Origin of the sequence: Paenibacillus sp. p3-SID1389 (assembly GCF_025151705.1) — a bacterium.
In the GTDB taxonomy this organism is placed as follows: domain Bacteria; phylum Bacillota; class Bacilli; order Paenibacillales; family Paenibacillaceae; genus Fontibacillus; species Fontibacillus phoenicis.
The window spans coordinates 1-24,744 of the sequence record NZ_JALXVO010000003.1 but is presented as its reverse complement, the minus strand read 5'-3'; the positions used below and the strand labels follow the sequence as shown (position 1 = coordinate 24,744).

Below are 24,744 nucleotides of genomic sequence, written 5' to 3'. Positions count from 1 at the left end.
TCGATGGCTTGCAACTTTAACACCTCCCTATCTCCCGTAGGTACAGCAGTGCTGTCGAAATAGGCAGGTCTCCTGGCTTCGGCATCATCGCCGGATGTGACCTTCCCAATGATTACATCACCAGTGGCATCTCACACATCCGACTCCTCCGTTACAGTGGCGGGACCGCGCCGGCATTGCACCGGACTTCCCTTTTAAGCTCCGGCCAATCCTGGCCGGAGCACCTATTTCCGCTATATTCGGTTGGAATATACCTACCATCTTACTTCATCTGCCCCGCGAATACAATATCAAACAGATCGGGATTAACTCATTTATGCACTGAGAATGGGAATCAAATGACAACATTTTCGACAACTTTCATGTGATACATATCACAATGCGGTCTTCGGACCCATCGTACGATGAAGGTACATCAAGGAGTTATTGCTTAACCATTTCAGATAGAAAGAGGAATGACCGATGAAATCGCGGAACATCCCGAAGCATCTATTGCTTAGTTTGTGCTGTCTGGTCATGATTGCCGCAGCATGGTTTGCGTTCCCATCGGAGACACCCCAGGTCAGTGATACCGTCCTGCAAGAGGAAGAACAGCATCTCCATCCACCGCCAGTTGAGCCAATCATTCAACGGGAAGGCCATACCGTCCGCATTGAAATGACCGCGCAGCAAGCGGATATCGAGATTTCCGAAGGCGTCACTTATCCCGCCTGGACACTTAACGGTACCGCCCCCGGGCCGGTGTTGCGCGTGAAGCAAGGCGATCAGCTGGAGTTTACCTTAAAAAACCTAGATCCAGATATGCCGCATTCGATGGATTTCCATGCGGTCCATGCCGCTCCAAGCGAGAAGTTCGTTGAAGTGATGCCTAACGAGCACGGCACGTTTACTTATCCCGCCAACACGCCAGGCGTGTTCATGTACCATTGCGGAGCAAGTCCGGTACTGCTGCATGTAGCCAATGGGATGTATGGGATGATCATCGTTGAACCGAAGGACGGATACCCTACGGACTCGGATATCGACCGAGAATATACGATCGTCCAAAGCGAGTGGTATGCGGCAAATGATTTGGATGCTTTTCAACAAGGTGATCCGGAGTATGTTGTGTTCAACGGCGATGATTTTACGTTAAAAGAACACCCCTTGCTCGCCAAAGTCGGCGACAAGGTTCGGCTGTACGTCATCAATGCGGGACCAAATCATGTTTCTTCGTTCCATGTGGTTGGGACGACCTTTGATCGCGTCTATCTGGACGGGAATCCAAGCAATCAGCTGTACGGCATGCAAACGGTGTTGCTTCCGGCCGGCGGCGGCGCAGTCGTTGAGTTTACCGTCATGGAAGAAGGCGATTATCTGATTTTGACCCATCAGCTGGGTGATGCTAACCTCGGAGCTACGGCGATCCTGCGCGTAAGCCAGGACGGGACAGATCATGGAGAACCGGTGATGAGCCATTAATGAAATACCATTTTCACGCAAATTCATAAACGAGGTGACGTTGGATGAATCGACAAGACGCCAGAATTGTAGAGCTGGACGTTCGAGAGCAACTACGGAACAAACTGGAGCCGTTCCAGCTCATCATGGATACTGTCAAAAAGCTGGAAAAAGACGATCTCTTCGTGCTTCACGCCCCCTTCAAGCCGACCCCTTTGCTCAAGCTTCTGAAAATGAAGGGACTCGTCGGCAAAGCGGTGATGCTAGACAAAGAGCATTGGATCACGACATTTGTCCATAAGAAAAACAAGGCATGGCTCGAAGAGGAAAACGAATCCGTACCAGTTGAAGCAACCGCAGAGATTGCTCCGGCATCAACGGGTGGATCCGGCGAATCTGCCGCCAGCCCTAACATCATCACGCTGGACAACCGTGGTCTGGAACCGCCGCAACCGATGGTTCGAACGCTGGCAGCCTTGGATCGCTGCAAATCAGGTGATGAGGTGCATATTCACAACGACCGGGTACCGGTATTTCTTATCGAGGAATTAAACAGCTTGGGCTGCACCTATACGGTGGAAGAACAACCGGATGGGACGGCCAAAGTCCAAATTCGCAAACCTTAAGGAGGTGAACCTGATGCCGGCCATGTCCCGCCTGCCCTTTCTCTTTATCGTCACCGGAATCTTCGGATTCGTCCTGTTTCACGCCACCTCCCTGATGTCACTCACAGGCTGGATCGGCGATGAGATCCGCGGCCCGGCCGGCTGGTTCCAAGTCCACCTGTTTGTACTGGGCTGGGCAACCATGCTGGCAATGGGTGCCGTCTACCAGCTGATCAACGTTATTTTGCAGTCGAAAATTTACAGTGAACGTCTCGGGTATGTGCATTTTGCGCTGTTTACCATTGGGCTGTTTGGTCTGCTGTTTGGTTTCATTCAAGGCGATACGTATTGGATTGGCGGCTTTGCGACAATTGCATTCTCAGGAGTTGTCTTGTTCGTCTGGAACCTGACAGCTACGTTGCTGCGGGCCAGAACGTGGAACGCAATCACCATGAGCACTGCCTGCGCGGTGTTTTACCTGCTGCTCACGGGGTTATCCGGGATGGCGATGGGGATCAATTTTGCGCCCGGTCTTTACAACGATTTGCACGAAAACCTATTTGGTACGCATATCTGGCTGGGGACGCTAGGCTGGTTTGGTCTGTTGATCACCGGGTTCAGCTACAAGCTGTTGCCGATGTTTTATTTGTCCCATAACTATCCAACCCGGCTGGAATATGTCGTCTTAGGGGTATGGAACGCAGGGGTTCTGCTAGGCGCGACTTCCTTTCTGTTTGGTTTGCCAACAGGCTTCAAAATTGCCGCGCTGCACCTGATTGTTGTTGCCGTCCTTTGTTATAACGTTCATCTGTTGCAAATCCGCAGCAAACGGCATAAACGCAGCCCGGGGGCAGGCATTGAATGGACAGTCACCGGAAGCCAAATCTTTGCCGCCTTTGCGGTCATGTTTGCGGTTCGGGCACTGGTGTCACCAGGGCAACTGCTGGAAACTCAAACTGTTCTTACAGCTGGCTTTGTTTACTTAAGCTACTGGATGTCGTTCACTGTGCTTGGATACGTGTCCAAAATCGTACCGTTCCTGTGGTGGACCTACAAATACGGCAAGCAAGCCGGACGCCCGGGAACGCCGGTACTGGCCGACCTGCTGGACGAGCGGAAAGTGAATCTCGGGTTAACCTTGATTCTCTGTGCGAATTTGACCGTCCTCATCGGCATCGTGACCGGCTCATCGATCGTTATTGCCATCGGAGGCGCCGTATTATCCATCGTTTCGGTGGCTTATATCGCTTTGATCGCAATGGTGTTTGCTCATTAACGACAATGCAAATGGAGGTTAGTGGCCATGAATAAAATTGAACAAATCCGTGAATGCCTGCGTGAGGTTTATGATCCCGAGCTGGGCGTAAATATCGTTGATCTAGGGCTGGTATACGACATTCGGGAAGAAGATGATCATGTCTACATTCAGATGACTTTAACAACGCCGGGCTGCCCGATGCATGATACGATTGTTGGCGGTGTTCGTTGGGTTCTTAACGATCAACTTGGAATCCAAAACCCGGTCATCGACGTCGTCTGGGAGCCGCGCTGGTCGCCGGAGCAGATGTCGGAGGCAGCCAAGGAGCAGTTGGGGTATTTTTGAGGTTGTGATGCAACGGGATAATCACGTAAGGGATGCCACACGCATGCAGAAATACAGCTCTCCTTATCAAAAAAAGCTGGCGACTTCATCTGCTGGATGAGCCGTCAGCTTTTTATTTTACGATCAAGATGCCTTTCATTTCCTTGTGGTTCTTGCCGCAGGAGATGTTGCAGGAGTACTCAAAGGTTCCGGCTTGGTCAGCCGTAAACGTAATCGTTTTGCCTCCGCGGACTTCTTTGTTGTATCCTTTGATTTTCAACGAATGCATCCCCTGCGTATTTTTGAGCGTAATCTGCACCGTATTGCCCCGTTTGACCTTGATTTCCGTCAAGTCGTATCCCGATGAGCTGGCATGAACGGTAAACGACTTCACCGGTCCTGTTGTTTCCGCCGCCGGCTCAGATTCGCCAATATAGCGCCCTGGGGCGTCGGCACATGCCGATAGCAGAAGCATCCCGGCCGCGAGCAAACAGGCAACAGCACCCAAACGTTGATTCATCAGCTTCTCTCCCCTTCTTGAACTAAGAGCTACTCTCAGTTTAGAACGGGAAGGCTTCACGCTTTGTGATTTCCGTCACAACTTCGACATTTGTCCCTGCAGCCATTGAAATCACCCTCGCGGGTCGATCCACCCTTGCTCCAGCGCATAACGCGTGAGTTGTACCCGGTTTTCCAAATGCAGCTTTTGCAAAATGTTTTTAAGATGGTTTTTTACCGTCTGATCGGAAATGTGCAACACCCCGGCAATCTCCCGATTGGTCATGCCCTGCGCAACCCAGCCAAGGATCTCCCGTTCGCGGGCAGTTAGCGGAGGTTGTTCACCGCTTGTCCGCCTGTTCACCGGAAACTCCTGCAAAATCCGCAAAGCCAGCTCACTGGATAATGGCGCTTCATCGCTGGCGATCGCCCTTAAATATTCCAACCAAGTTCCGGGCTCCAAGTTTTTGAGCAGGTATCCCTGGGCGCCTTGCTTCAGCGCTTCAAACAGATGAGCGGCGTCATCCGATACCGTAATGAGCACGATCTTCACATAAGGGTAGCGCAGCTTGATCTCGCGGGTCGTTTCCAAGCCGTCCTTGCCCGGCATGCGGATATCCATCAAGATCAAATCCGGCATCCACCGCTCCGTCTGGGCAATGGCCTCGTCGCCATTTTCCGCGTAAGCCACGATTTCAAAGGAATCATCCTCGGCTAATATCTCCCCGATCGCTTCCCGGGCATGAGGATGATCATCCACGACCAACACGCGAACCTTCATCTGAACCGCCGCCTCCCCGAATTTGAATCGTCGTCTCTCCTGGCTGGGACGCAACCGTCAGCTCCCAGCCCATCTCGTTCGTCCGCTCTCGCATGATCTGCAGGCCGTAGCGGCCCGGTCTGGCTTGATCCTCTTGCGCGAAGCCGCACCCGTGATCTGTGATCGTGACGGTGAAATCCTGCGCATCTCCCGATGCCGAGATCTCGATGGCTTGTACGCCCGCATGCTTGGCTGCGTTAATCACCGCTTCCCGCAGGCAGGACACCAGCTCCATCTTCGCCTTCGCCGGCCAGCCCGCTTCCTCCAGCTGCCAGTCCAAATGCAAAGTGAGCTGCTGTTCAACAGCGATTCGACGGACGATTGCCGACATGGAGGCTTCATCCGCTTCGCCTTCCCGAGAGTCTGGCGGAATCCGCAGGTCGGAAATCGCCTCCCGCACATACCGGTTCACTTCATGGATCGATTTGCGCAGCCCGTTCCAATCATACGAACTACCTGCCGCCTGCTGCTGCCGTTCTGCCCGGTCCACCTTGACGGAGAGAAGGAACAAAGATTGCGCGATCCCATCATGCAGCTCACGAGCCAGCTGCTCCCGCTGCTCCAAACGGGCCTTCAGCGCCCGCTCCCGCTGCAATTCCTCCTGCATGCGTTCCAAGTTCGAAAACCAGCGATATTGCAATGTAATACTCACCGCAAACAAAATGACCGGCGTCAACACATTCCCTAGCTCCATCGACACAAACGGCATGAGAAATTGGTGGCGTACCACCTCCCACACCCCGACCACCAGTGTTGGAACAATCAGGATCAACCATTTCGTAAATTTATAGGACATCGTCTAACCCCTTAAGCCGTTTTCCTTCGACTTAACTTTACATAACCCGAGATTGGGCTGGCAAGCGTTAGACAAAAAAATTGAATCCTTTCGTTAGATAAAGCCGTAAAATAAAAAAGCAAGGCGGAACTGCCATTCCGCCCTGCGATGCAATACGTGCGTTACCTTACAGCATCTTTTTGATGTCATCCTTGATCGCTTCGGATTGCGGTCCGAACACGACTTGGACTGCGCCTTTGCCGAGTCTCATGACGCCCGATGCGCCCAACTGCTTCAATGCGGCATCGTTCACCTGTTTATCGTCCTTGACGACGAGGCGAAGGCGGGTAATGCACGCATCCACGGACTCAATATTTTCCGGTCCGCCGATGCTGGCCAGGATTTTGGCCGAACGGTTGTCACTAGCCCCCGAAATCACACCTTCGCTAGCCTCTTTCGACTCCATTTCAAACTCGTTTGGATCGTCAGAACGTCCCGGCGTTTTCAGGTTAAAGGCTTGAATGATTACCCGGAAGAGCACATAGTAAATGACGAAGAATACGAGACCGACCGGAATAAGTACCCAAGCGTTCGTGGACAGCTTCATGTTAACCAGATAATCGATTAACCCTGCTGAGAAGCCAAAGCCCAGTTTCACATCAAGTGCATACATGACGTAGCCGGCAATCCCTGTAAGAATCGCGTGAACGACATAAAGCAATGGCGCCACGAACATAAAGGAGAATTCAAGCGGTTCTGTAATCCCGGTCAAGAACGCGGCAAGTGCTGACCCGATAAAGATCGAAGCAACCACTTTCCGTTTTTCTTTCTTTGCCGTATGAATAAAAGCTAAAGCTGCGCCCGGCAGAGCGAACATCATGATCGGGAAGAAGCCGGTCATAAACATACCCGCCGTTTTGTCTCCGGCGAAGAAACGGGACAAGTCACCGTGAACAACTTCACCCGCTGCATTCGTAAAGTCACCGATTTGGAACCAAGCAATCGTGTTGATGACATGGTGCAAACCGATTGGAATCAAGAGACGGTTGGCGATACCGAATACCAGAGATCCGATTCCACCCAAACTTACGACCCATTCGCCAAAATTACTAATTACATCTTGAATTGGGCTCCAAATCATCCCGATCAGAACGGCAAGTACCATTGTGCTTGCTGCGGTAATAATCGGAACAAAACGTTTGCCGGCAAAGAAGCCAAGCCATTCCGGCAATTTAATATTATGATACTTCTTATACAGATAAGAAGACCAAGCGCCGGCGAAGATCCCACCGAGCACGCCCATATTCAGCACCGTGTCATCGGCAATCCATGGGAACGCTGCAGGGACAACTTCCAAGACTTTAATTAATACTTGATAGGCGATAAGAGCGGATAATGCGGCTACTGCATCGCCGGCAAATCCGATGGCGACCCCCACTGCGAAAATAAGTGCCAGATTCCCAAAGATCGCACCCGCTCCTGCGTTCAGAAACGGGGCGAAATAGGTGTTCAGGAAGCCGCCTACCGCCGATCCAAGATGGAGATCTTTCTCATAGTTGAGCAGGCCGAAACTTTGCAAGATACTTGCTGCCGGCAGTGTCGCTACAGGAAGCATTAGCGACTTTCCTAGCTTTTGTAATTTAGCTAGCATGCACAAACCATCCTTTCCTTACTTCTTGTATTTTATTGTAAAACCGCCTTTAAAATGACGCTGCTGCCTGCCGTCACAGGACCGGTGATGGGTTCTACGCTGCTCGTCACTTCTCCGGCGTTTGTTACTATAATTGGCGAAATCACCGGATAACCAGCTTCGCGAATGGCTGCCAGATCAAATTCGATTAGCAGCTGACCTGCTTTGACTTTGTCCCCCACGGAGACATGGGCAGTAAAGCCCTCGCCTTTGAGCGACACGGTATTGATTCCGAGATGAAATAGAAACTGCAATCCGGACGAATGCTCCATCATCACGGCATGGTTACTTTTGATGACATGAACGACTTTGCCGTCAAACGGCGCAACCAGACGTCCTTCGCTGGGTTCAACAGCGATCCCCGGACCCATATGGCCCCCTGCGAACGCTTCATCTGGAACTTGAGCTAACGGTACAGCCTCCCCGGTTAGCGGCGAGAGGATCTCCAGCACTTTACTCTCCGTATTTTTCTTTCTCCATTTTGAAAACATATGGCTCTCCTCCTAATTCTGATTACCTATATTCTGGCATCTTTAAGAAATCAATATGCCCTACTCTCGGATATTGGGAGATACAGGCGAAAAAAAGAGCCAAGAAAAGAAGCCTATTGTTTATCTAGGTCTGCTTTCCTTGGCTCATGCCCATTCTGAATCAATGGTAACACGCCAAAAGTCATTCAATTGTCGGTCGGTTATGTGACTATAATAATTCAAGCTCTCGCTAGCGTCAATAGAAAAATGAAAGCGCACACAAGATGTTAATTATTTAAATTTTTATCCTTATAGAGCCTGAAATAACGCGGGTACCTTATCCGGTTCCCAGCCAGGCAGCGACGTGTGGGCTTGAATTACTTTATAGGTTACACCGTTATACGTTACGAGCTGATTCACAGTATACGACGTATAAGGTGCCCAAGCTGTCGGCCCCGTCCCTGCCGAATCTGTGGTGACCGTCACCGCATTGCTTGCAGGCGAGAGATTACCGGCGGCGTCTTTCGCTTTCACGGTAAACGTATAGGAAGTAGATGGCGAAAGTCCGTTAATCGTAGCCGTTGTCCCCGTCACCGTCGCAACGAGTTGACTACCGTTGTATACCTCATATCCAGTCACGCCGACATTATCGGTCGATGCGCTCCAGCTCAGGCTGACGCTGGTCGAGGTTTTGGCCGTCACCGTAACGTTGCCCGGCGGGGTGGGAGCGATTGTGTCGCCCGGGTCGGTTCCAGGCTCGGTCGTGACCGTCAGCGGAGCGCTGGCCGGTGAGACATTGCCCGCAGCATCCCGTGCAACCACCGTAAAAGTATACGTCGTTGCGGGGGCAAGACCGCTGATCGTCGCCGTCGTCCCGGTTACGCTGGCCGCTTGCGTTCCGTTCCGGAAGACGTTGTATCCAACAACGCCGACATTATCAGAAGAAGGCTGCCAGGTTAACGTGACAGAGTTCGCCGTTTTGGAGGTGACCTTTACACCGGTAGGCGTAGACGGAGCCACCGTATCTCCCGGCGGCGTTACGCCTCCGCTCAGATCGTTGTTCAGCTTGGTGAGCAGCGTTTTGTTGCGGTCACCGCTCAGTTCCCAGAACATGGCGCCGGCAAGACCACGGCTCTTGATATAATCGGTTTTGAAGCCGATGGATTGTGGATCGTCATAAGAGATAAACCGCCGTACCGAAGGATTATACAGGTACGGCACCTTGGCCGTATCGTTCCAATAGCGGCTATACCCGTTCTTATTGATATAATTCGCTTCCAGGTCGTAGTAATCAAAAGAACCAGCCTCCCAAGTTCCGACGGAAGACGCTCCGCTGGCGCTTTGGTATTGCCCGTTGCCGGCGTTGTTTACGCCATCCCAACCGCGACCGTAGAATGGAATGCCAAGCACCAATTTATTGGCGGGAACACCGGCATTTAAGTGGCCTTGCACTGCGGCGTCGGCATTAAAGACCGAGGCGCTGGGCACGCCGGCGTTGCCTGCGGCCGGATCGTAGTACAGCGGTGCATTGTGAGCCGTAATTTGCTGCCATCCGCCGTTAAAATCATAAGTCATAATATTAATCCAGTCGACGATGGATGCGATATTGCCGAGCTCCGTATTGCTAACGAAGGAAGGCGAAGCTCCGGAAGCGATCGTCAGCAAATATCTTTTGCCATCCACCGTTCCGGCTGCATCCAGCTTATTCCGGATCTCCTGGAGCAGCTTCGTATAGTTCTGCTTATCCTCCGGACGATAGCTATTCCCGGGCAATCCACCGGCAACCGGATACTCCCAGTCCAAATCGATGCCGTCGAAATTGAACTTCCGCAGGAAGTCAACGGCCGAGTTGGCGAACGTTTCGCGCGTGACTTGGCTGGCAGCCACATCGCTGAATCGGTTGGACCAGGTCCACCCGCCCACCGATATAATCGTCTTCAAGTGCGGATTCGCCTGTTTAAGTTTATTTAGCTGATGAATATTGCCTGCGTACGGTTGATCCCAGGTGTCGCCGGGAAATAGCTTGCCGGTATCGATCCAAGGATCGCCCAAGACGATCGTGCCGTTGGGCACGTTAATCGTTTGGCCCTTCTCGTCCTGCGTCGGCCAGGTCACAGGGTTCGGCCCGGCCGGATCCGGATTGCCGTGACGGCCGTCCCAGGCGATATCGGCGAAGGCATAATTGATATGGGTGATTTTGGATGCATCGATATCATAGACATTAAAATTGCGGTCATAAGCCCCCCAGGATGGGTAATAGGCAACGATTTTGTAAGGATCGGCAGCCTCAGCGGCTTTCGGTTGGAGCAGGCCGCCCGGCAGCAGCAGAGATAAAGCCAGACAGGTCAGAGTAAACAGCTTCCACTTCTTGGCGAAGCTTCGGGTTCTTATCGATTGCATCACTTAAATCCCTCTCTTTCAATCGAAATTGAATTGGAATAAAGCTAGCAGCAAGAACTCTGGCTGTAAGATCCACAAAACGGACCAACGTCACAAATCTTCCGTGCTCGTCAGCAAATCTCCTTTCCTTATGGAACTAACCGATGGACTCCTCGCTTGTCCTCTGTCCGCCGCAGCCGATCACCTCCGCAAATTCAGATCTCATTTCATTCCTTGTAAGCCCTCAAAGCCAATCCCGGCGCCTATAGGATTTCTCTGAAGTGTTTACAAAACTATTAAATCATAATAGATTTGGTGATAAAAGGATAAATTTCTATTATTTAATCGAACATCGGCTATAAAGCGCAATAAAAACGCGACGATCTGAGAAGATCGCCGCGTCTTAAGAATGATATATGACGCTGGTTCGGTCGATATATTCGATTTTTCATACACATTTTGTGGCAAAACGTTGAAATTGGGAAATCTATATGATTTTTCATATAAAAATGTGGCTTTCGGCTCCCCGCAGCCCGAATCTATATGAAATTTCATATATAACTGGCAAAAATGGCCCCCTGTCCGCTGAATGTATTCGATTTTTCGCATACAATCACGTGCAAGCCCGGATCTAGCCGTCCGTTTACTTCCAAACTAAACTAACGTTGTCCATCCGGCCTTACTTTTCGGGTCGCGGTGGCCTGAAGCGGATCGTCCGGCCAGTAATGCTTCGGGTAACGGCCTTTCAGGTCTTTTTTGACCTCAAAATAAGTGTGTTGCCAAAAGCTGCGCAGGTCCGACGTGACCTGAACCGGCCGGCGGGCGGGCGACAGCAAATGCAGCGTAATTGGAACCCGTCCAAACCCGATCCGCGGCGTTTCCATCATGCCAAACACTTCCTGCAAGCGTACTGCCGCATAAGGGGCTTGGGGGCCGTCGTAGTGAATTTGAATTTTGGAGCCGCTGGGGACAAGCAGGTGCGTTGGCGCTTCGGCGTTTAACTCCTGCTGCTGCGGCCAAGTCAGAAGGCCCTCCAGTATGTTGTATAAGGACAGCGCCTGCAGATCCGCCCGCTTACGCACGCCGGACAAATACGGTGCCAGCCATTCCTCGGCGGTTGCGGCTAGCGTCTCATCCGATACATCCGGCCAGTCAGGATTTAGGCAGTGCAAAAACATCAGCCGCTCCTGCAGCTTCCGCGCCTTCTCCGTCCACGGCAAGATGGCGACGCCTTTGGCGGCAACGGCCTCGAGCAAGGCTTGTGTGATCTGCTCTGGACTCGGCGACGGGTCCGGCTGCTCCCGCAGAACGATCGCGCCAAACGTCCGGCGGATTCTCGCCCGCACCGTTCCCGAAGCATCATCCCATTCCGCGCTTCGCTCCTCGGTAATCCCCTCCGCATGATGGCGGTACACGTCCTCTTCCTCCAGCGGGGCCGCCAGCAAAATACGTCCTTCTGCTCCTTCGTCGTCAACCTCGGCAATCGCCAGGAACGCGGATTGGCCTAGGGAATCCTTGTGGAGCAACTGCGCCCCCCGCCCGTTCCGCATCAAATACCGCCCATCCGGGCGGCGGAACGCGATCCGATCCGGATAAGCGAAGGAGACCAGCAAGCCGCAGCAGCGGTCCAGATCCGTTGGAACGGAGGCTGCCGGCACGGGAGCTGTCGGCGGCGTTGGATCGGCCAGCTCGGCACCGGCCGCTGCTTCGCCGTCCGGCGGCTCGAAATCGGGGTCGTCTCCGGCATCCGGGACGACCCACTCGCCGAGCTCGGCGGACACATCGGGCGCGCCGGGCGGCACAGCCTCAGCAAGCGGCTCCAGCTCAGCGAGCCGCTGCTCCCACTGGCGGGCGAGCGCAGCGATGCGCCGCAGCCCGTCGGGCCCGGGCTCCTGTGTTGCGGCGGCGGCCGCCAGGCCGCCCCTGCCCCGGGAGCCCGGGGCCTCGGCCGCGCGTCCGGACGCGGCCAGCACCAGCGCCAGCCGGCCGCGCAAATCCGCGTCGCGCCCGGCTGGCCCACGCAGCAGGTCGCGCTCTTCGAGCAGCGCGGCCAGCGCGCATGCCGGCGCGCCGAGCCCCCGCTCGCGCGCCCGCAGGAGCATGTGCGCGAGGCGCGGGTGCAGCCCGAGCGCGGCCATGCGGCGGCCGTGGGCGGTGATGCGCCCGGCCGCGTCCAAGGCGTCCAGCTGGCGCAGCAGCTGGACCGCCTGCGCGTACGGCGCCGGCGGCGGCGCGTCGAGCCACGCCAGCTCGTCTGGCGCGGCGGCGCCCCACGCCGCCAGCTCCAGCGCGAGCGGCGCGAGGTCCGCCTCGAGCATCTCCGGCGCCGTCCGCGCGGGAAGCAGGCGGTCCTCCGCCTCGCTCCAGAGGCGGTAGCACACGCCGGGCGCCGTTCGCCCGGCGCGGCCCCGCCGCTGGTCGGCGGAGTCGCGGGCCGCCCGCACCGTCACGAGCCGGCTCATGCCAGTGCGCGGCGAGAACAGCGACGTGCGGCGGAGGCCGCTGTCGATCACCACGGTCACGCCGTCCACGGTCAGGCTCGACTCGGCGATCGACGTCGCCAGCACGACCTTGCGCTGCCCCGCCGGCGCGGGCTCAATCGCCCGCCGCTGCTCCGCTTGCGGCATCGCGCCGTACAGCGGCGCCAACATCACGCCCGCCGGCAGCCCGCCCGCGGCCAGCAACGACTCGGTGCGCCGGATTTCCCGTGCGCCTGGCAGGAACACGAGCACGCTGCCGTCATGCTCGGCAAGGGCCCGGCGAACCGCCTGGTCCACCTTCCGTTCCAGCGGCTCGTTTGCTGCTCCCGGCGCATATACCGTCTCCACCGGGAACATGCGTCCCCGGCTTTGCACAACCGGTGCGCCGTCCAGCATCTCCGCGATCGGCCGGGCGTCCAGCGTCGCCGACATGACGAGCAGCCGCAGGTCGTCGCGGAGCAGCTGGCGGCTTTGCCAAGCCAAGGCCAAGCCAAGGTCAGCATGCAGGCTGCGCTCATGAAATTCGTCGAAGATGACCAGACCCGTCCCGAGCAAGGCCGGGTCCTGCTGCAGCATTCGCGTTAAAATCCCTTCGGTGACGACCATGATCCGCGTTTTTGCCGACACCCGGCTGTCGCCTCGCATGCGGTAGCCCACCGTCTCACCAACCGCTTCACCTAGCTGGGACGCCATATATACAGCGGCAGCCCGAGCCGCTAACCGGCGCGGCTCCAGCAGCAAAATCCGCTGTCCCCTAAGCCATGGTTCGCTAAGGAGCGACAGCGGAGCACGCGTCGTTTTGCCCGCCCCGGGCTCCGCCAGCAGCACGGCGGTTCCCGTTTGGTCAAGCGCTTTTTGCAGCTCAGGGATTACTTCATCAATAGGCAAAGGAAGCTTTGTCATGATTCTCTCCTTACGGGTTACACTATGAAAACATTTTACCATACGGTTCTAAGAAACGAAGGGATCGGAGGAAAAACGATTGTTGAAGCTGCTCGTCCTTTTACTGCTTATCGTCTTCACCGCATTGTTCGTCATCATTGAAGCGTCGCTGCGTTCATTGCACCCGCGGACCATCGAAGCTTGGGCGCGGGAAGGCCATCGTGGGGCCTCCGCCCTCCGCGCCCTGTCGCAGCGGATCGACCAGGCGTTGTCGGCCTGCCAACTGGCCATTACGGTGAACTCGCTGACCCTGGGTTGGCTGGGCCAGCCGGCTGTCCGCAGCCTGCTCGCCCCGTTATTTGTTCGCCTGCCCTTATCGGATTCCGTAGAAACCTTTTTCTCTTTTCTCATCGCGTTCGTGTCGATTACCTATTTGCATGTGGTGCTTGGCGGATTAGTCCCGCAGGTGCTGGCTGCTCAACGGGGCGAAGCCATCATCTTGGCGTTTGCCCGGCCGCTCCTGGCATTCAGCACCCTGCTGTCCCCGTTCCTCTGGCTGCTCAACCGTTCCTCCGGCCGCATCGTCGCATGGCTAGGCCTTAAACCTGCTGCGGACTGGGACGACGCGCACAGCGAGGAGGAGCTGCGAATATTGCTGAGGGAAAGCCTGGCCAGCGGCCGGATTAACAAAAGCGAGTACCGCTTCATGAACCGGATTTTCGCCTTTGATGATCTGCTCGCCAAAGATATCATGGTTCCGAGAACCGATATGGTCTGCTTGGATGCGGCCAAGTCGCGCGAGGAAAACTTGCGGATCATTCGCCGGGAGCAATACACGAGATTTCCCGTCATCCGTGGAAATAAAGATAATATTATCGGGGTCATTAATACAAAAGCGTTGTTCCTGGCCCCCGAAAATCAGGCGGATGTCCCTTTGGCTTCCCTGGTCCGGCCTGTGATGACCGTCTCGGAGAACATCCCCCTTCCGGCGCTGCTGACCAAGATGCAGAAGGAACGTTCGCATATTGCTGTGCTGATCGACGAATACGGCGGTACGAGCGGGATGGTGACGATAGAGGATATACTGGAGGAAATCGTCGGCGACATCCGCGACGAATTCGATGCGGAGGAAGAGCAGGAAATTACCGAGGTCGCGGCGAATCACCTCATAGTTGACGGCAAAGTTTCGGTGTCGTTGATCAACGAATTGCTGGACGCCGATTTGGAGGAAGATGACGCGGATACAATCGGCGGCTGGATCTATGGGCATAACCTGGACATCGAAGAAGGAACCCAGCTGGTCTATGGGGACTTGCAGTTTATAGTCCTCGAGCGCGAAGACACCCGGATACGGAAAATTGAAATCAAAAGGCTGGACATGCCCCTCATGGACAGCGCGTATACATCAGAGGGTGAAGACGAAGCCCGGAACGCCCAAGGCCCCGAAGCAGGCTTGTAATGCTCGTTCCGACGTCGTCCTCGTCCACATTCATCAAATGGGACATTCGGACAACTCTACAAAAAGTGAACAAGTGAACAATCGAGGAAGTGAAGCATCATGAAACGCGGACGATTTGCACCTACGCCATCCGGCGACATGCATCTAGGCAACGCCAAAATCGCGCTGCTCTCTTGGCTGCAAATGCGCGCAGCCGGAGGAATCTTCGTGCTGCGCATTGAAGATATCGACACCCAACGCTCCAAGCCGGCGATCACGGAACGGATTCTCGCCGACCTTCGTTGGCTGGGGCTGGACTGGGATGAAGGACCAGGCGCTTCGGATGCGTCCGGTCCTTACCTGCAAAGCCAGCGGACCGAGCTTTATGAGGAGGCGCTGGCCAAGCTGGACGCGGCCGGCCGGCTGTACCCTTGCTTCTGCAGCCGGGCGGAGCTGCTCGCGGTGGCCGGGGCGCCGCACGGCTTGTCCTCGGAAGGGGCGCCTTATCCCGGAACCTGCCGCGGCTTAAGCCCGGAGGAGCAGCAGCGCCGAGCGCAACACAAAGATCCGTCACTCCGATTTGCGATTGGCCCGGAGGAAATTCGCTTCGTCGACGGCATCGCCGGGCCGCAGGTTTTCCCGCCGGGCAGCGGCGGGGATTTTGTCGTGCGCCGGGCCGACCATATGTATTCCTATCAACTGGCGGTGACCGTAGACGATGCCTTGATGGGGATCACCGATGTACTGCGCGGTGACGATTTGCTCGACTCCACGCCCCGCCAGCTCCACCTCTATGCAGCGTTAGGCTTGACGCCGCCTAAGTTCGCCCATGCCCCGCTCATCCTCGGAGAGGACGGACGGCGGTTGGCCAAACGGCATGGCGATTTAGGGCTCCCCGCGCTGCGCGCCGCCGGTACGAAGCCGGAGACGGTCATCGGCTGGCTGGCCTACATCAGCGGCTTGATCGACCGCCCTGAAGCTGTAACGGCCAAAGAGTTGATCTCCGGCTTCCGGCTGGACCGGATCTCGCGAGAGCCGTTTCTGTTAACCGAAGCGATGATACGGAAGCTGATGCCTGACACCCCAATTTGACTTCCTATTCCAGCTTCCGGCGGATTGCATCTTCATACTGCCGGAACGCCGGATTCGTTGATAGACCGCGCTCGCTCATTAGCATATTCAGCCTCAGCTCCTGCTCCGTCAGCCGCTTCTTCAAAGCCTGCCTCTCCGGCCCGTCCTCACAAGCGGCAAGCAGGTCGGTAAGCCGAACCATCTCCTGCTGCAGCTGAATTTCTTCGGGAACGTAACCCGCATTTTTCATCAGCTTATAGGCCATCCGCAAATCCTCCGGAACCCCGGATAAATCCTCCACCTTCAGCGGCTTGCCCTTCCCGGGCAAATGATCAAACTCCCCGCGGGCCATCGCTTCTGCAATCTTCTGTTCCGCTAACCAGGACAGCATATCCATCCCTCCTCAAGCGTTTCCTTCCTGTATCATACCACAGCCGCCATCGGAATCATCTCCGCAGATGCCATGCCCCGAAAGTTTATACTTTCTGAATCTTAAAAAAACGCCTCCGCGATTGCGAAAGCGTTAAACTCTAGGATCGTTTCTCCATCAGGTGAAACGTTATAACAGCGACTCCGCCCCATCGATGACAATTCGGGCTCCGGTAATGTGGATGGACTCGTCCGAAGCCAAAAAGGCGACGAGATCCGCGACGTTCTCCGGTTGACCCGGGCCGTCCGCTAAGGGCTGCGAGCCCTTTGGATATTTTACCGGAATGACGATCTCCTGCAGCTCCTTGCTCTTCTCCGTTGATGTATCGATATTGGTGGCGATGGCGCCGGGACTGATGGCATTAACGCGAATTTTGAATTGGGCCAGCTCCAGCGCCAGCATTTTCGCGAAAGCAACTTGTCCCGCTTTCGTCGTACTATAAGCCGACATCCCAAAGCCGGAAAATTTATCATTGCCGTTTATCGAACTGGTAATGATAATACTGCCGCCGCCCCGTTGCTTTAAGTAGGGAACCGTATATTTCACGGTCAGGAACGTACCCGTCAGATTGATGCTCAGTGTCTTCTCCCAATCCTCGAAGCTTAAATCCTCGACTGGCGCCAGCTTGCCGTTGACGCCTGCATTGGCGAAGACGATATCGATGCCGCCAAAATGCTCGGCAGCTTCGCGTACCGCCTGTTCGACCCGCGCCGGGTCCGCCACGTCGACATCATACGCGCGGGCCGCACCCTCGCGCATGGCATTGATTTCCCGCGCTGCCTGCTCCGTGCGCTCATCCAACAGATCGAACAGCGCGACCCCCGCCCCCTCGCTGGCCAGCTTCACCGCAGCCGCCTTGCCGATCCCGGAACCGGCTCCGGTGATGATCGCCGTTTTGCCCCGAAACCGTTCGCGGTTCGTCGTCTGATTGCTTGTCATGACTTCACACTCCTGAAGATGAAATGGGTTCATTGGTGAAACTTTTTACCTGCCTCTATCCAGATTGCCCATTTCGGAGTGTTTTTTAGTCAGGGATGGCTGGTTTATACCATGAAAAAAACTTGGGTTTCCTTAGGTCCCACTCACTCAGCGTTATGCGGCTTACGGAACCACTTCAGCAAAATCTTCTGAAATTGCTGGCGGGGCGTGGGCGTCGCAATCATCCAATCCTCTTCGTCCTTCGCGCTGCAACGGATCAACCAGTTCAACTGCGGGTTGTTCATAAACTGCATCTGCTGGATCTCCCAGCGTCCGCCGCAGTTCGCATAGAACCGGATATCCCCATGCGCGAGCGGAGATTTCATACATTTTGCTAAGGCGATACTGCCTTCTTCATCGTTCGTCATGTCAGCCAGGAGGGTGGCCAAGCGGTTAAGTTCCAGCTCCCGGGCCTGGCTCAGTGCTGCGTCAAATTGTTTTCTTGACATCATCAAGGCGGGAAGCTCCCCCGGCGTGCGCGAGTTCCACTTCATCCGACCGGCTAACAAAACGCTTAGTTGTTTCCCTTCGGTAATTCGTTCGACGAATAAGCGGTTGATTTTCCCGGGCAGCCGTCTGAATCGGATAATCTGATTGCCGGTGATATGCAGATATTCCTCAAAGGTTTGCTTTCCGCAAGTATAGGTTAGCCAGCAAGCCTTGACGGCCGCCGATGCGGCGGTCAGGTCGTCTAGGACGTGCTGCGGCAAGCTGATCCGAGCTCCTTGCACCGTCTCCGACACCTCTTCCTTGCTTTTCAACGTCTCACGCGTGTCTTCGGCATCCGAATCTAGCATCGCCTGCAAAAAAACGTGAAAGGGATGCTCTGGATCCTGCCACGTTTGAATTCCTAACCACTCTATCAAAGTTAGCCATTCTTTCGCTTGAAGCACCACATTTTCCTTGCGGGAGGAATCTGTCATCAATTTCTTCCACCTCCTACAGATTGGGTCTCGCTTCCGATGCAGTAATCATACCACTATTCAATTTCCCTGTGCTCGGAATTTTTTACCAATCTATTACAATGTACCCATAAAAATAGGAGGTGAAGCACAATTTTTTAAAGATGCTGAAACTTTTTAATCCGCCTATCCGTAATATTGATGTAAGCGTGCAAAACCGAGACTTCCGTCCTGTTTCGTTCGCTGTCATTAAACATTTATCGAAATATCATGTTTTTTTAATCTTTTCTTAAGTTTTTCGATCTACAATGTTTAATATGAAACCACTGTATAGAGGTGATTCTAATGAAAATCCTGATCAACTTCCAAAATAATCTGGTTCCGGTTTATTTCAACGTCGATAGCAAGCAACCTGTGCAGCGTACATTGAAGCTGCTGACGAGCGCGCTCGAGTACAAATACTATAACGGCAAGCAAGCTTTGAAGAAGTGCTTGAACTCCTTAATCAGCATTGAAATCGAAGGTTCCGAAGCGATTCTCCACAGTAAGAGCGAATTTGATTCTCTTGCGCTTTCACTCTATTAATCTAGTATTAGTTGCGATGACCGTTTTGTAGAAAAAAGGCTCCGTACCTCAGCATCACGCTGATGGCACGGAGCTTTTTTTCAAATCGATATCCATCTTACGTTCCGTTTCGTTCCGGCTACCCTCTCAATTTCGAACTTCGCTTTCGTTCAAGCGGCGGTTTCCAAAGAGGGACTTGAACCGGAGTGTCATTGCCGTTACTGCTAGGATTGACCCGTTCAGGACAAACACCACCGGGATAGAGATCCATGACCCGAGCGCCCCGCCGGCAATCGGTCCGAACATATTGCCAAGCTGGCTGGCGGACTGGTTCAAGCTGAAGGCGCGGCCGCGGAATTCCGGTTTAGTCGACTGTACGATCAAAGCGTTTAACGCCGGGAACACGGCGGCGAAGAACAAGCCGTACACAAAGCGCAGAATTCCGAACCCAACCAACGAATGAAAGAAATGCTGCAAAATGTTGCCAACCCCGCCACCAATCAATCCGATCATCAACGTGTTGTGGTAGCCGATCCTCTCCCCAATTTTGCCCCAGAACGGTGCGGCGATGATCGTGGAGATACCTACCGCCGAGAAAATAATGCCCGAGCTAAGCGAAGCGTCGGAAGCCGAAGCGCCCAGATCCAGCACATACAGCGAAAGCAGCGGCTCAAGCACCATCACGGAAGAGGTGACGATCAGCACGACAAGCAGCTTGCCCATCAACGGCCGGTTAGCTGACGCCTCCTTGAGATCATCCAGCACATGCGAACGCTCCCGGTTACGATCGAAGTTCTGCTCCTTCACGAAGATCAAGGCTATCAGTGCTGAGATCAACACGACGGCACCCGACGCCAGAAACGCCTCCCGATAACCGATAAACTTGCTGAGGGAACCGCCCACCAAAGGTCCGATAATACCTCCGGCCGCTCCAGCTGTCGACATGACTCCCAGCGAATATCCGACATGCTTCTCTGGCGTATTGGTTGCAACCAACGCAATCGCGGAAGGCACATACCCGGCCAAGAGCCCGGACAAAATGCGGACGGCGATCAGCTGATAAGGATCCCGGACGAAGAAGTAAAGGATATACACCGCACTAAGCGCAAACCCGGATCGAAGCAGCATCGGCTTCCGGCCGTACTTATCCGACAGCGAACCCCAATACGGAGAGATCAACGCGCCGGCCAAAAACGTCACCCCAAACGCGATCCCCGACCAGAGGGTGAGATGCTTCGTTACTCCAAGATCATGAGCAATAAACAGAGACATGAATGGAATGACCATGGAATACGCGGTGCTGCAAAAAAAAACGCCAAGCCACAGCACGTACAGATTTCTTTTCCAGGGGAAATTCACTTCATCCACCCCCAGCATTGTTACTTGCCAACCCTGGAACTAACCCGTTTTTTTATTCTAGCACAATTCGTTGACAACTGTTCGAAAGATTTCGAATTTTAGATTTCGAGGTCAAGATGTTCGAGATATAATGGAAGTTGGATGATCTGTTTAGTAAAAATAATCCATGCCCGTTTCGGTAAGCGCTTACTTGCTGTTTGCACCGAGATGGCATGGAGCCAAAGGAGCTTGAGCATTATGGCACTATTTCAATGTCGTTTTTTCTCCGAAGTATTAGGGCTGAGCACCTCCATGACCGTCATCCTGCCGGAACCTGCGCAATCGCAAATCGGGATGTCCGCACCGGCGATCGCCGGACCTTATCCAACCCTCTATCTGCTGCACGGCATGTCCGACGACGACTCGATCTGGCTGCGCCGCACCTCGATTGAACGTTATGTTTCGGGTATGGGTCTGGCCGTAGTGATGCCTCAGGTTGATTTGAGCTTCTATGCGGATATGGCGTACGGCAACAACTATTGGACGTTCGTCAGCGAGGAGCTGCCTCGCCTTTGCCGGTCGTTCTTCCCATTGTCCGATCGACGCGAGGACACCTTCGTTGCCGGGTTGTCGATGGGCGGCTACGGCGCCTTCAAGCTGGCGTTGCGCAAGCCCGAGACGTTCGCTGCTGCTGCCAGCTTATCGGGGGCGCTTGATATCGCGAACAGCCGGCATGGGCTGTCGCCGCTGTTCCTGCGGATTTTCGGCGAATCCGGACCTAAGGGCACGGATAACGACCTGCTGACACTGCTGGACCCGCTCGCCAAGGCCATGCAGGAAGGGAAGCCGGTTCCGCAGCTGTACCAATGCTGCGGGACGGAAGATTTCCTGTACGAGGACAACCAAACGTTCCGCGAAGCATGCACCCGCGCCGGCCTGCCTCTCACCTATGAAGAAGGACCTGGCTCCCACGAATGGGGCTATTGGGATGCGAAGATTCAGGACGTGCTGAAATGGCTGCCGCTTCAACCGAAAGAAGCTTAATCTTACAAGTACACTTAGCCGGCTGGGAGCTTCCTCTCGGCCGGCTAGGTTTTTGTCCGCATTTATGAATTCAAACTGCAGGCAGCCGCTCATTTCAGCCCAGCCTTCTCCCCGCTCGGTTGCCACGCGATATTTGTGGCCATGATCCGCGATGATCCGCCCCGGTGAGACATGCTCTAAACCCATTTCGCGAAAAGCGTTCTCCCGCTCCGGGTTCCATCCGAGTTCATATAAATTCAATCCCAATTCCTCCTATACGATCAAAATGGTTCAACCCTGTTCCAACTTCCCTTCCCGTCTCCTTAGCCGCAAAAAAAGACGCGGGATCCTCGCATCCCGCGTCTTGGCAAGCTTTGTCAATCCATTTTTGTCCCGCATAGCTTCTGGGTATATTGGTCCAACAGCGCCGGGACTTCCTTCAGCTCGTGAATCGTCCGCCACGGTGTGCCGCCTTCCAGCGTCTCGTCCCACTCATGCTTGCGCTTCAGCCAAATGCCGCGGATCCCCACCTGAGCGGCTCCCCAAATATCGTTGCGAGGATGATCGCCAACGATCACCGTCTCCTCCGCTTGAACACCAAGCCGATCCAATGCCAGTTGATAGATCCGAGGATCGGGCTTCTGGATGTCCACGTCCCCGGATACGATGATCGCATCGAAGAACGGCCGCAGGTGGATCAAATCGATTTTTTCATGCTGTCTGTGGCTGTGTCCGTTCGTGACGATCCCCAGCCGAAGCTGCTGATCACGGCAATACCGCAGGGTATCCTCCGCATAGTCCATCGCCTTCGCATAGGTCATATAATGTCGGTTGTAATAGGCTTTCACTTCCTCCAAGCTCGTCTCTTGACGCCAAGGCAACCAATCCAACAGCTCCTGAAAAAAGCCCTCCTTCGGCCGATATCCATCGTTATCCCGTTCAATCATCTCAGCGATCAACGCTCCCCGCTGCGTCTCGTCTATTGGCACCAGGCACTCCTGTACTAATTGAGAGGCGAAACTGCGGAACATGTGATCGCGATCCATTAACGTATTATCAAGGTCAAACAGTACGGCTTTTAGCTGCAAACTTTTTCCCCACTTTCCCCAGTTGTCTCTCTCTATTGTAAAACAGTCTGTCAAATCAAAAGCGCACCTCCGGCTCACCGGAAAATGCGCTTTCCGCGTTATATCACTTGTTTGGGGCGATGGGTCAACAACATCTCTTGATCTGTCACGTACAGCGGAAACGGCGGCATCTCCTTCAAATAATGCTCCCGCATCAGCAGACGATAATCGACCTCCAACTGGCGAGAGTCCTCCAGCACCGGCAGCTTGCCTTGGTCCTCCACGTAATGATCCACCGCAACCTGCACCATGTCTAGATAATAAGGGATGTCACGCTCTTCTTCCGGAAATATTTCATAGGTTTCCCTCGACAAGTAAAAACGTTGGTCCGTCACTCCGCCCAAATATCGCGACAGGCGTTTCATATCCAGACTTCCGTCCGGCAGCAGCAACGACAACCGGTTGATCCCTTCCGGCATGTCGGCTTCATAACGCAGCACCGCGCGTCGAACCTCATCCAACGTAACCTTGATGGCTGTAGGAACCGTTACCTGTTTTACCTGTTTGGGCTTGCGTTTTTTAAACCAGGACAGCATGTTCGGCACCTCCTTCACTTTCTAAACCAAGGTAACCGCTTACACTATTAGTGTACTCCAAATCTCCTGCTTTGAACCCCCGAAGCCAAAGATTTCATCGGATTGCCACATCCTTCCCCTGGAAAATCCGCAGCGGATGGTTGGCAATTCTCCGTCATTTGCGGTAGGATGGAATTGTTTTGAAAATTCGTTTGAACTCAATGTCTATGAGGAGGTTCTCATGCTGGATGTGATCATCATCGGAGCAGGGCCTTGCGGTCTATCGGCAGCCATCGAATGCCAGCGTCGCGGACTGCAGGTGCTTGTTCTAGAGAAACATTGCCTTGTCCATTCCATCTACTCTTATCCTACGTATATGCAGTTTTTCAGTACCGCTGAGCTGCTAGAAATCGGAGATGTACCGTTTGCTTCGGCGAACGACAAACCTTACCGCCATGAAGCGCTAGCCTACTACCGCAAGGTCAGCGATCATTATAACGTCCCGGTATCGGCCTATGAAGAAGCCACCGAAGTGGTGCGGCAGCCGGACGGCACGTTTGTGGTTCGTTCGGTGAAACGCGGCGGTGAGCAGGCGGAATACCAGGCCCGTTATGTCATCATCTCGACAGGTTATTTCGATCACCCCAATATTTTAGGAATTCCGGGAGAAAATACCGACAAGGTGACGCATTACTTCCAAGAGGCGCATCCGTACACCGGTACGAAAGTGACGATTATCGGCGGTAGCAACTCCGCAGTGGATGCCGCGCTGGAGCTGGTGCGTGTGAACGCCGAGGTTACTGTCGTGTATCGCGGAGAGGACTTGTCCGCGAACATCAAGCCTTGGGTACGGCCGCTGTTCGAAAGTGCGGTCAACAAAGGAAAGGTCGCTTTGCGCCTGAAATCCCGGGTCATCGAAATCCTGCCTGACCGCGTGATCATCGAAGGTGCTGACGGTAAAACGTCCGAACTGGCAAACGATTTTGTCTTGGCGTTAACCGGGTTCCGCCCTGATCGCAAGCTGTTGTTCTCCGCCGGAGTTGAAATGACCGGTGACATGGAGAAGCCGGTGTTTAATCCGGAGACGATGGAAACGAACGTGCCCGGTCTATACGTTGCCGGGGTTATCGCTTCCGGACGTAACGCCAACGAGGTGTTCATCGAAACCGGTCGCGGCCACGGGAAGCTGATCGCAGAGCATATCGTAGGGTCGAGAACTTCGAGCAACGTATAAATTATCGATATTCACCGCAGGAGGTGGATCATGCAACAAATTGACGTGACAGCCTTGCTGCTGTTGTTGTTAGCCGCGCTGGGCATTTTCAGCAGCAACATGCCCATTACCGTGGCGATGATTGTCTTGCTGCTGCTTCGCGTGCTGCATCTGCACTATACCTTCCCTTGGCTGGAGAAATACGGCTTGACGCTGGGCATCATCATCCTCACCATCGGCGTGATGACGCCGGTCGCCAGCGGCAAAATCTCCATCCAGACGCTATGGGCTTCCTTCTTCCATTGGAAGTCCCTGCTCGCCATCGGCGTCGGCATGCTTGTCGCCTGGCTCGGCGGTCGCGGCGCGACCTTGATGGGCAATCAGCCGACTGTCGTCGCCGGCCTATTGATAGGCACCGTGCTGGGCGTCGCCTTCTTCCGCGGCGTCCCTGTCGGCCCGCTGATCGCCGCCGGCATTTTGTCGCTGGTGATCGGGAAGCTGTGAGGCTCAGCATTAAGCTGCAG

23 protein-coding genes and 1 riboswitch are annotated in these 24,744 nt (G+C 54.5%); of the genes, 10 read left to right on the top strand and 13 right to left on the bottom strand.

Translation table 11 applies throughout. The features are described 5' to 3' along the window. Positions 1–45 precede the first annotated feature (45 nt). Positions 46–243, bottom strand: a riboswitch (cobalamin riboswitch). Positions 244–462: 219 nt separating this feature from the next. Genes M3G15_RS01965 through M3G15_RS01950 form a run of 4 tightly spaced genes read left to right on the top strand, consistent with a single transcriptional unit; the run spans position 463 to position 3,648 of the window. After that, positions 463–1,461, top strand: a complete 999-nt coding sequence (locus tag M3G15_RS01965; protein WP_009223143.1) for a multicopper oxidase domain-containing protein — start codon at positions 463–465, stop codon at positions 1,459–1,461. 44 nt (positions 1,462–1,505) lie between these two features. Beyond that, on the top strand, positions 1,506–2,066 hold the full coding sequence (locus M3G15_RS01960) for a DUF2249 domain-containing protein (protein ID WP_260069924.1): 561 nt from the start codon (positions 1,506–1,508) through the stop codon (positions 2,064–2,066). Positions 2,067–2,079: 13 nt separating this feature from the next. Further along, positions 2,080–3,321 (top strand): cbb3-type cytochrome c oxidase subunit I, encoded by a 1,242-nt coding sequence (locus tag M3G15_RS01955; protein ID WP_260069923.1) that lies wholly within the window; start codon positions 2,080–2,082, stop codon positions 3,319–3,321. Between the two features lie 27 nt (positions 3,322–3,348). Further along, positions 3,349–3,648: a metal-sulfur cluster assembly factor gene (locus tag M3G15_RS01950; RefSeq protein ID WP_036643790.1), complete on the top strand. Its 300-nt coding sequence runs from the start codon at positions 3,349–3,351 to the stop codon at positions 3,646–3,648. A 112-nt stretch (positions 3,649–3,760) separates the two neighbouring features. Here M3G15_RS01950 and M3G15_RS01945 read toward each other — a convergent pair whose 3' ends face one another. From M3G15_RS01945 to hrpB, 7 genes are all read right to left on the bottom strand, one after another. Next, positions 3,761–4,147, bottom strand: coding sequence for a cupredoxin domain-containing protein (locus M3G15_RS01945; protein ID WP_260069922.1), 387 nt, complete (start codon positions 4,145–4,147; stop codon positions 3,761–3,763). Positions 4,148–4,258: 111 nt separating this feature from the next. Next, a complete protein-coding gene (locus M3G15_RS01940; RefSeq protein ID WP_260069921.1) occupies positions 4,259–4,906 on the bottom strand; it encodes a response regulator in 648 nt (215 codons plus the stop codon). Then, complete coding sequence (locus M3G15_RS01935; RefSeq protein ID WP_260069920.1) at positions 4,878–5,741, bottom strand: sensor histidine kinase; 864 nt, start codon at positions 5,739–5,741, stop codon at positions 4,878–4,880. Before M3G15_RS01935 ends, M3G15_RS01940 begins: the two co-directional genes overlap by 29 nt. Before the next feature lie 166 nt (positions 5,742–5,907). Then, the gene (nagE, locus tag M3G15_RS01930; RefSeq protein ID WP_260069919.1) at positions 5,908–7,371 is read right to left on the bottom strand and encodes an N-acetylglucosamine-specific PTS transporter subunit IIBC; all 1,464 of its coding nucleotides are present in this window, start codon (positions 7,369–7,371) and stop codon (positions 5,908–5,910) included. Between the two features lie 32 nt (positions 7,372–7,403). Then, positions 7,404–7,901: a PTS sugar transporter subunit IIA gene (locus M3G15_RS01925; protein WP_009223135.1), complete on the bottom strand. Its 498-nt coding sequence runs from the start codon at positions 7,899–7,901 to the stop codon at positions 7,404–7,406. A 288-nt stretch (positions 7,902–8,189) separates the two neighbouring features. Continuing rightward, on the bottom strand, positions 8,190–10,280 hold the full coding sequence (locus tag M3G15_RS01920; RefSeq protein ID WP_009223134.1) for a glycosyl hydrolase family 18 protein: 2,091 nt from the start codon (positions 10,278–10,280) through the stop codon (positions 8,190–8,192). 638 nt (positions 10,281–10,918) lie between these two features. Next, positions 10,919–13,642 (bottom strand): ATP-dependent helicase HrpB, encoded by a 2,724-nt coding sequence (gene hrpB, locus M3G15_RS01915; protein ID WP_260069918.1) that lies wholly within the window; start codon positions 13,640–13,642, stop codon positions 10,919–10,921. A 79-nt stretch (positions 13,643–13,721) separates the two neighbouring features. On the opposite strand from hrpB, the gene M3G15_RS01910 reads away from it, so the two are divergent. Together M3G15_RS01910 and gluQRS are read left to right on the top strand one after the other, a co-directional pair. Beyond that, positions 13,722–15,080 (top strand): hemolysin family protein, encoded by a 1,359-nt coding sequence (locus M3G15_RS01910; RefSeq protein ID WP_260069917.1) that lies wholly within the window; start codon positions 13,722–13,724, stop codon positions 15,078–15,080. Between the two features lie 99 nt (positions 15,081–15,179). Continuing rightward, positions 15,180–16,151 (top strand): tRNA glutamyl-Q(34) synthetase GluQRS, encoded by a 972-nt coding sequence (gene gluQRS / locus M3G15_RS01905; RefSeq protein ID WP_260069916.1) that lies wholly within the window; start codon positions 15,180–15,182, stop codon positions 16,149–16,151. A 4-nt stretch (positions 16,152–16,155) separates the two neighbouring features. Here gluQRS and M3G15_RS01900 read toward each other — a convergent pair whose 3' ends face one another. The 3 genes from M3G15_RS01900 to M3G15_RS01890 all read right to left on the bottom strand — a co-directional run bounded on the left by M3G15_RS01900 (position 16,156) and on the right by M3G15_RS01890 (position 18,461). Next, positions 16,156–16,527 (bottom strand): DnaJ family domain-containing protein, encoded by a 372-nt coding sequence (locus M3G15_RS01900; protein WP_009223129.1) that lies wholly within the window; start codon positions 16,525–16,527, stop codon positions 16,156–16,158. A 162-nt stretch (positions 16,528–16,689) separates the two neighbouring features. After that, a complete protein-coding gene (locus M3G15_RS01895; RefSeq protein WP_009223128.1) occupies positions 16,690–17,499 on the bottom strand; it encodes an SDR family oxidoreductase in 810 nt (269 codons plus the stop codon). Positions 17,500–17,642: 143 nt separating this feature from the next. Further along, positions 17,643–18,461, bottom strand: a complete 819-nt coding sequence (locus M3G15_RS01890) for a hypothetical protein (RefSeq protein WP_260069915.1) — start codon at positions 18,459–18,461, stop codon at positions 17,643–17,645. Positions 18,462–18,785: 324 nt separating this feature from the next. Between M3G15_RS01890 and M3G15_RS01885 the strand changes: the two genes are divergently transcribed. Beyond that, positions 18,786–19,025, top strand: a complete 240-nt coding sequence (locus tag M3G15_RS01885; RefSeq protein WP_009223126.1) for a hypothetical protein — start codon at positions 18,786–18,788, stop codon at positions 19,023–19,025. A 126-nt stretch (positions 19,026–19,151) separates the two neighbouring features. Here M3G15_RS01885 and M3G15_RS01880 read toward each other — a convergent pair whose 3' ends face one another. Beyond that, complete coding sequence (locus tag M3G15_RS01880; RefSeq protein WP_036643950.1) at positions 19,152–20,363, bottom strand: MFS transporter; 1,212 nt, start codon at positions 20,361–20,363, stop codon at positions 19,152–19,154. A 237-nt stretch (positions 20,364–20,600) separates the two neighbouring features. Here M3G15_RS01880 and M3G15_RS01875 point away from each other — a divergent pair, with 237 nt between their 5' ends. Continuing rightward, positions 20,601–21,386: an alpha/beta hydrolase gene (locus M3G15_RS01875; protein WP_009223124.1), complete on the top strand. Its 786-nt coding sequence runs from the start codon at positions 20,601–20,603 to the stop codon at positions 21,384–21,386. 356 nt (positions 21,387–21,742) lie between these two features. Here M3G15_RS01875 and M3G15_RS01870 read toward each other — a convergent pair whose 3' ends face one another. Further along, the gene (locus M3G15_RS01870; RefSeq protein WP_036643783.1) at positions 21,743–22,453 is read right to left on the bottom strand and encodes an HAD family hydrolase; all 711 of its coding nucleotides are present in this window, start codon (positions 22,451–22,453) and stop codon (positions 21,743–21,745) included. Between the two features lie 98 nt (positions 22,454–22,551). Beyond that, the gene (locus M3G15_RS01865; protein WP_260069914.1) at positions 22,552–23,028 is read right to left on the bottom strand and encodes a DUF3939 domain-containing protein; all 477 of its coding nucleotides are present in this window, start codon (positions 23,026–23,028) and stop codon (positions 22,552–22,554) included. A gap of 220 nt (positions 23,029–23,248) precedes the next feature. On the opposite strand from M3G15_RS01865, the gene M3G15_RS01860 reads away from it, so the two are divergent. Together M3G15_RS01860 and M3G15_RS01855 are read left to right on the top strand one after the other, a co-directional pair. Then, positions 23,249–24,241: a YpdA family putative bacillithiol disulfide reductase gene (locus M3G15_RS01860; protein WP_009223121.1), complete on the top strand. Its 993-nt coding sequence runs from the start codon at positions 23,249–23,251 to the stop codon at positions 24,239–24,241. A gap of 30 nt (positions 24,242–24,271) precedes the next feature. Then, positions 24,272–24,724 carry a DUF441 domain-containing protein gene (locus tag M3G15_RS01855; protein ID WP_009223120.1) on the top strand — a complete coding sequence of 151 codons (453 nt, stop codon included), beginning with the start codon at positions 24,272–24,274 and terminating at the stop codon, positions 24,722–24,724. Positions 24,725–24,744 lie beyond the last annotated feature (20 nt).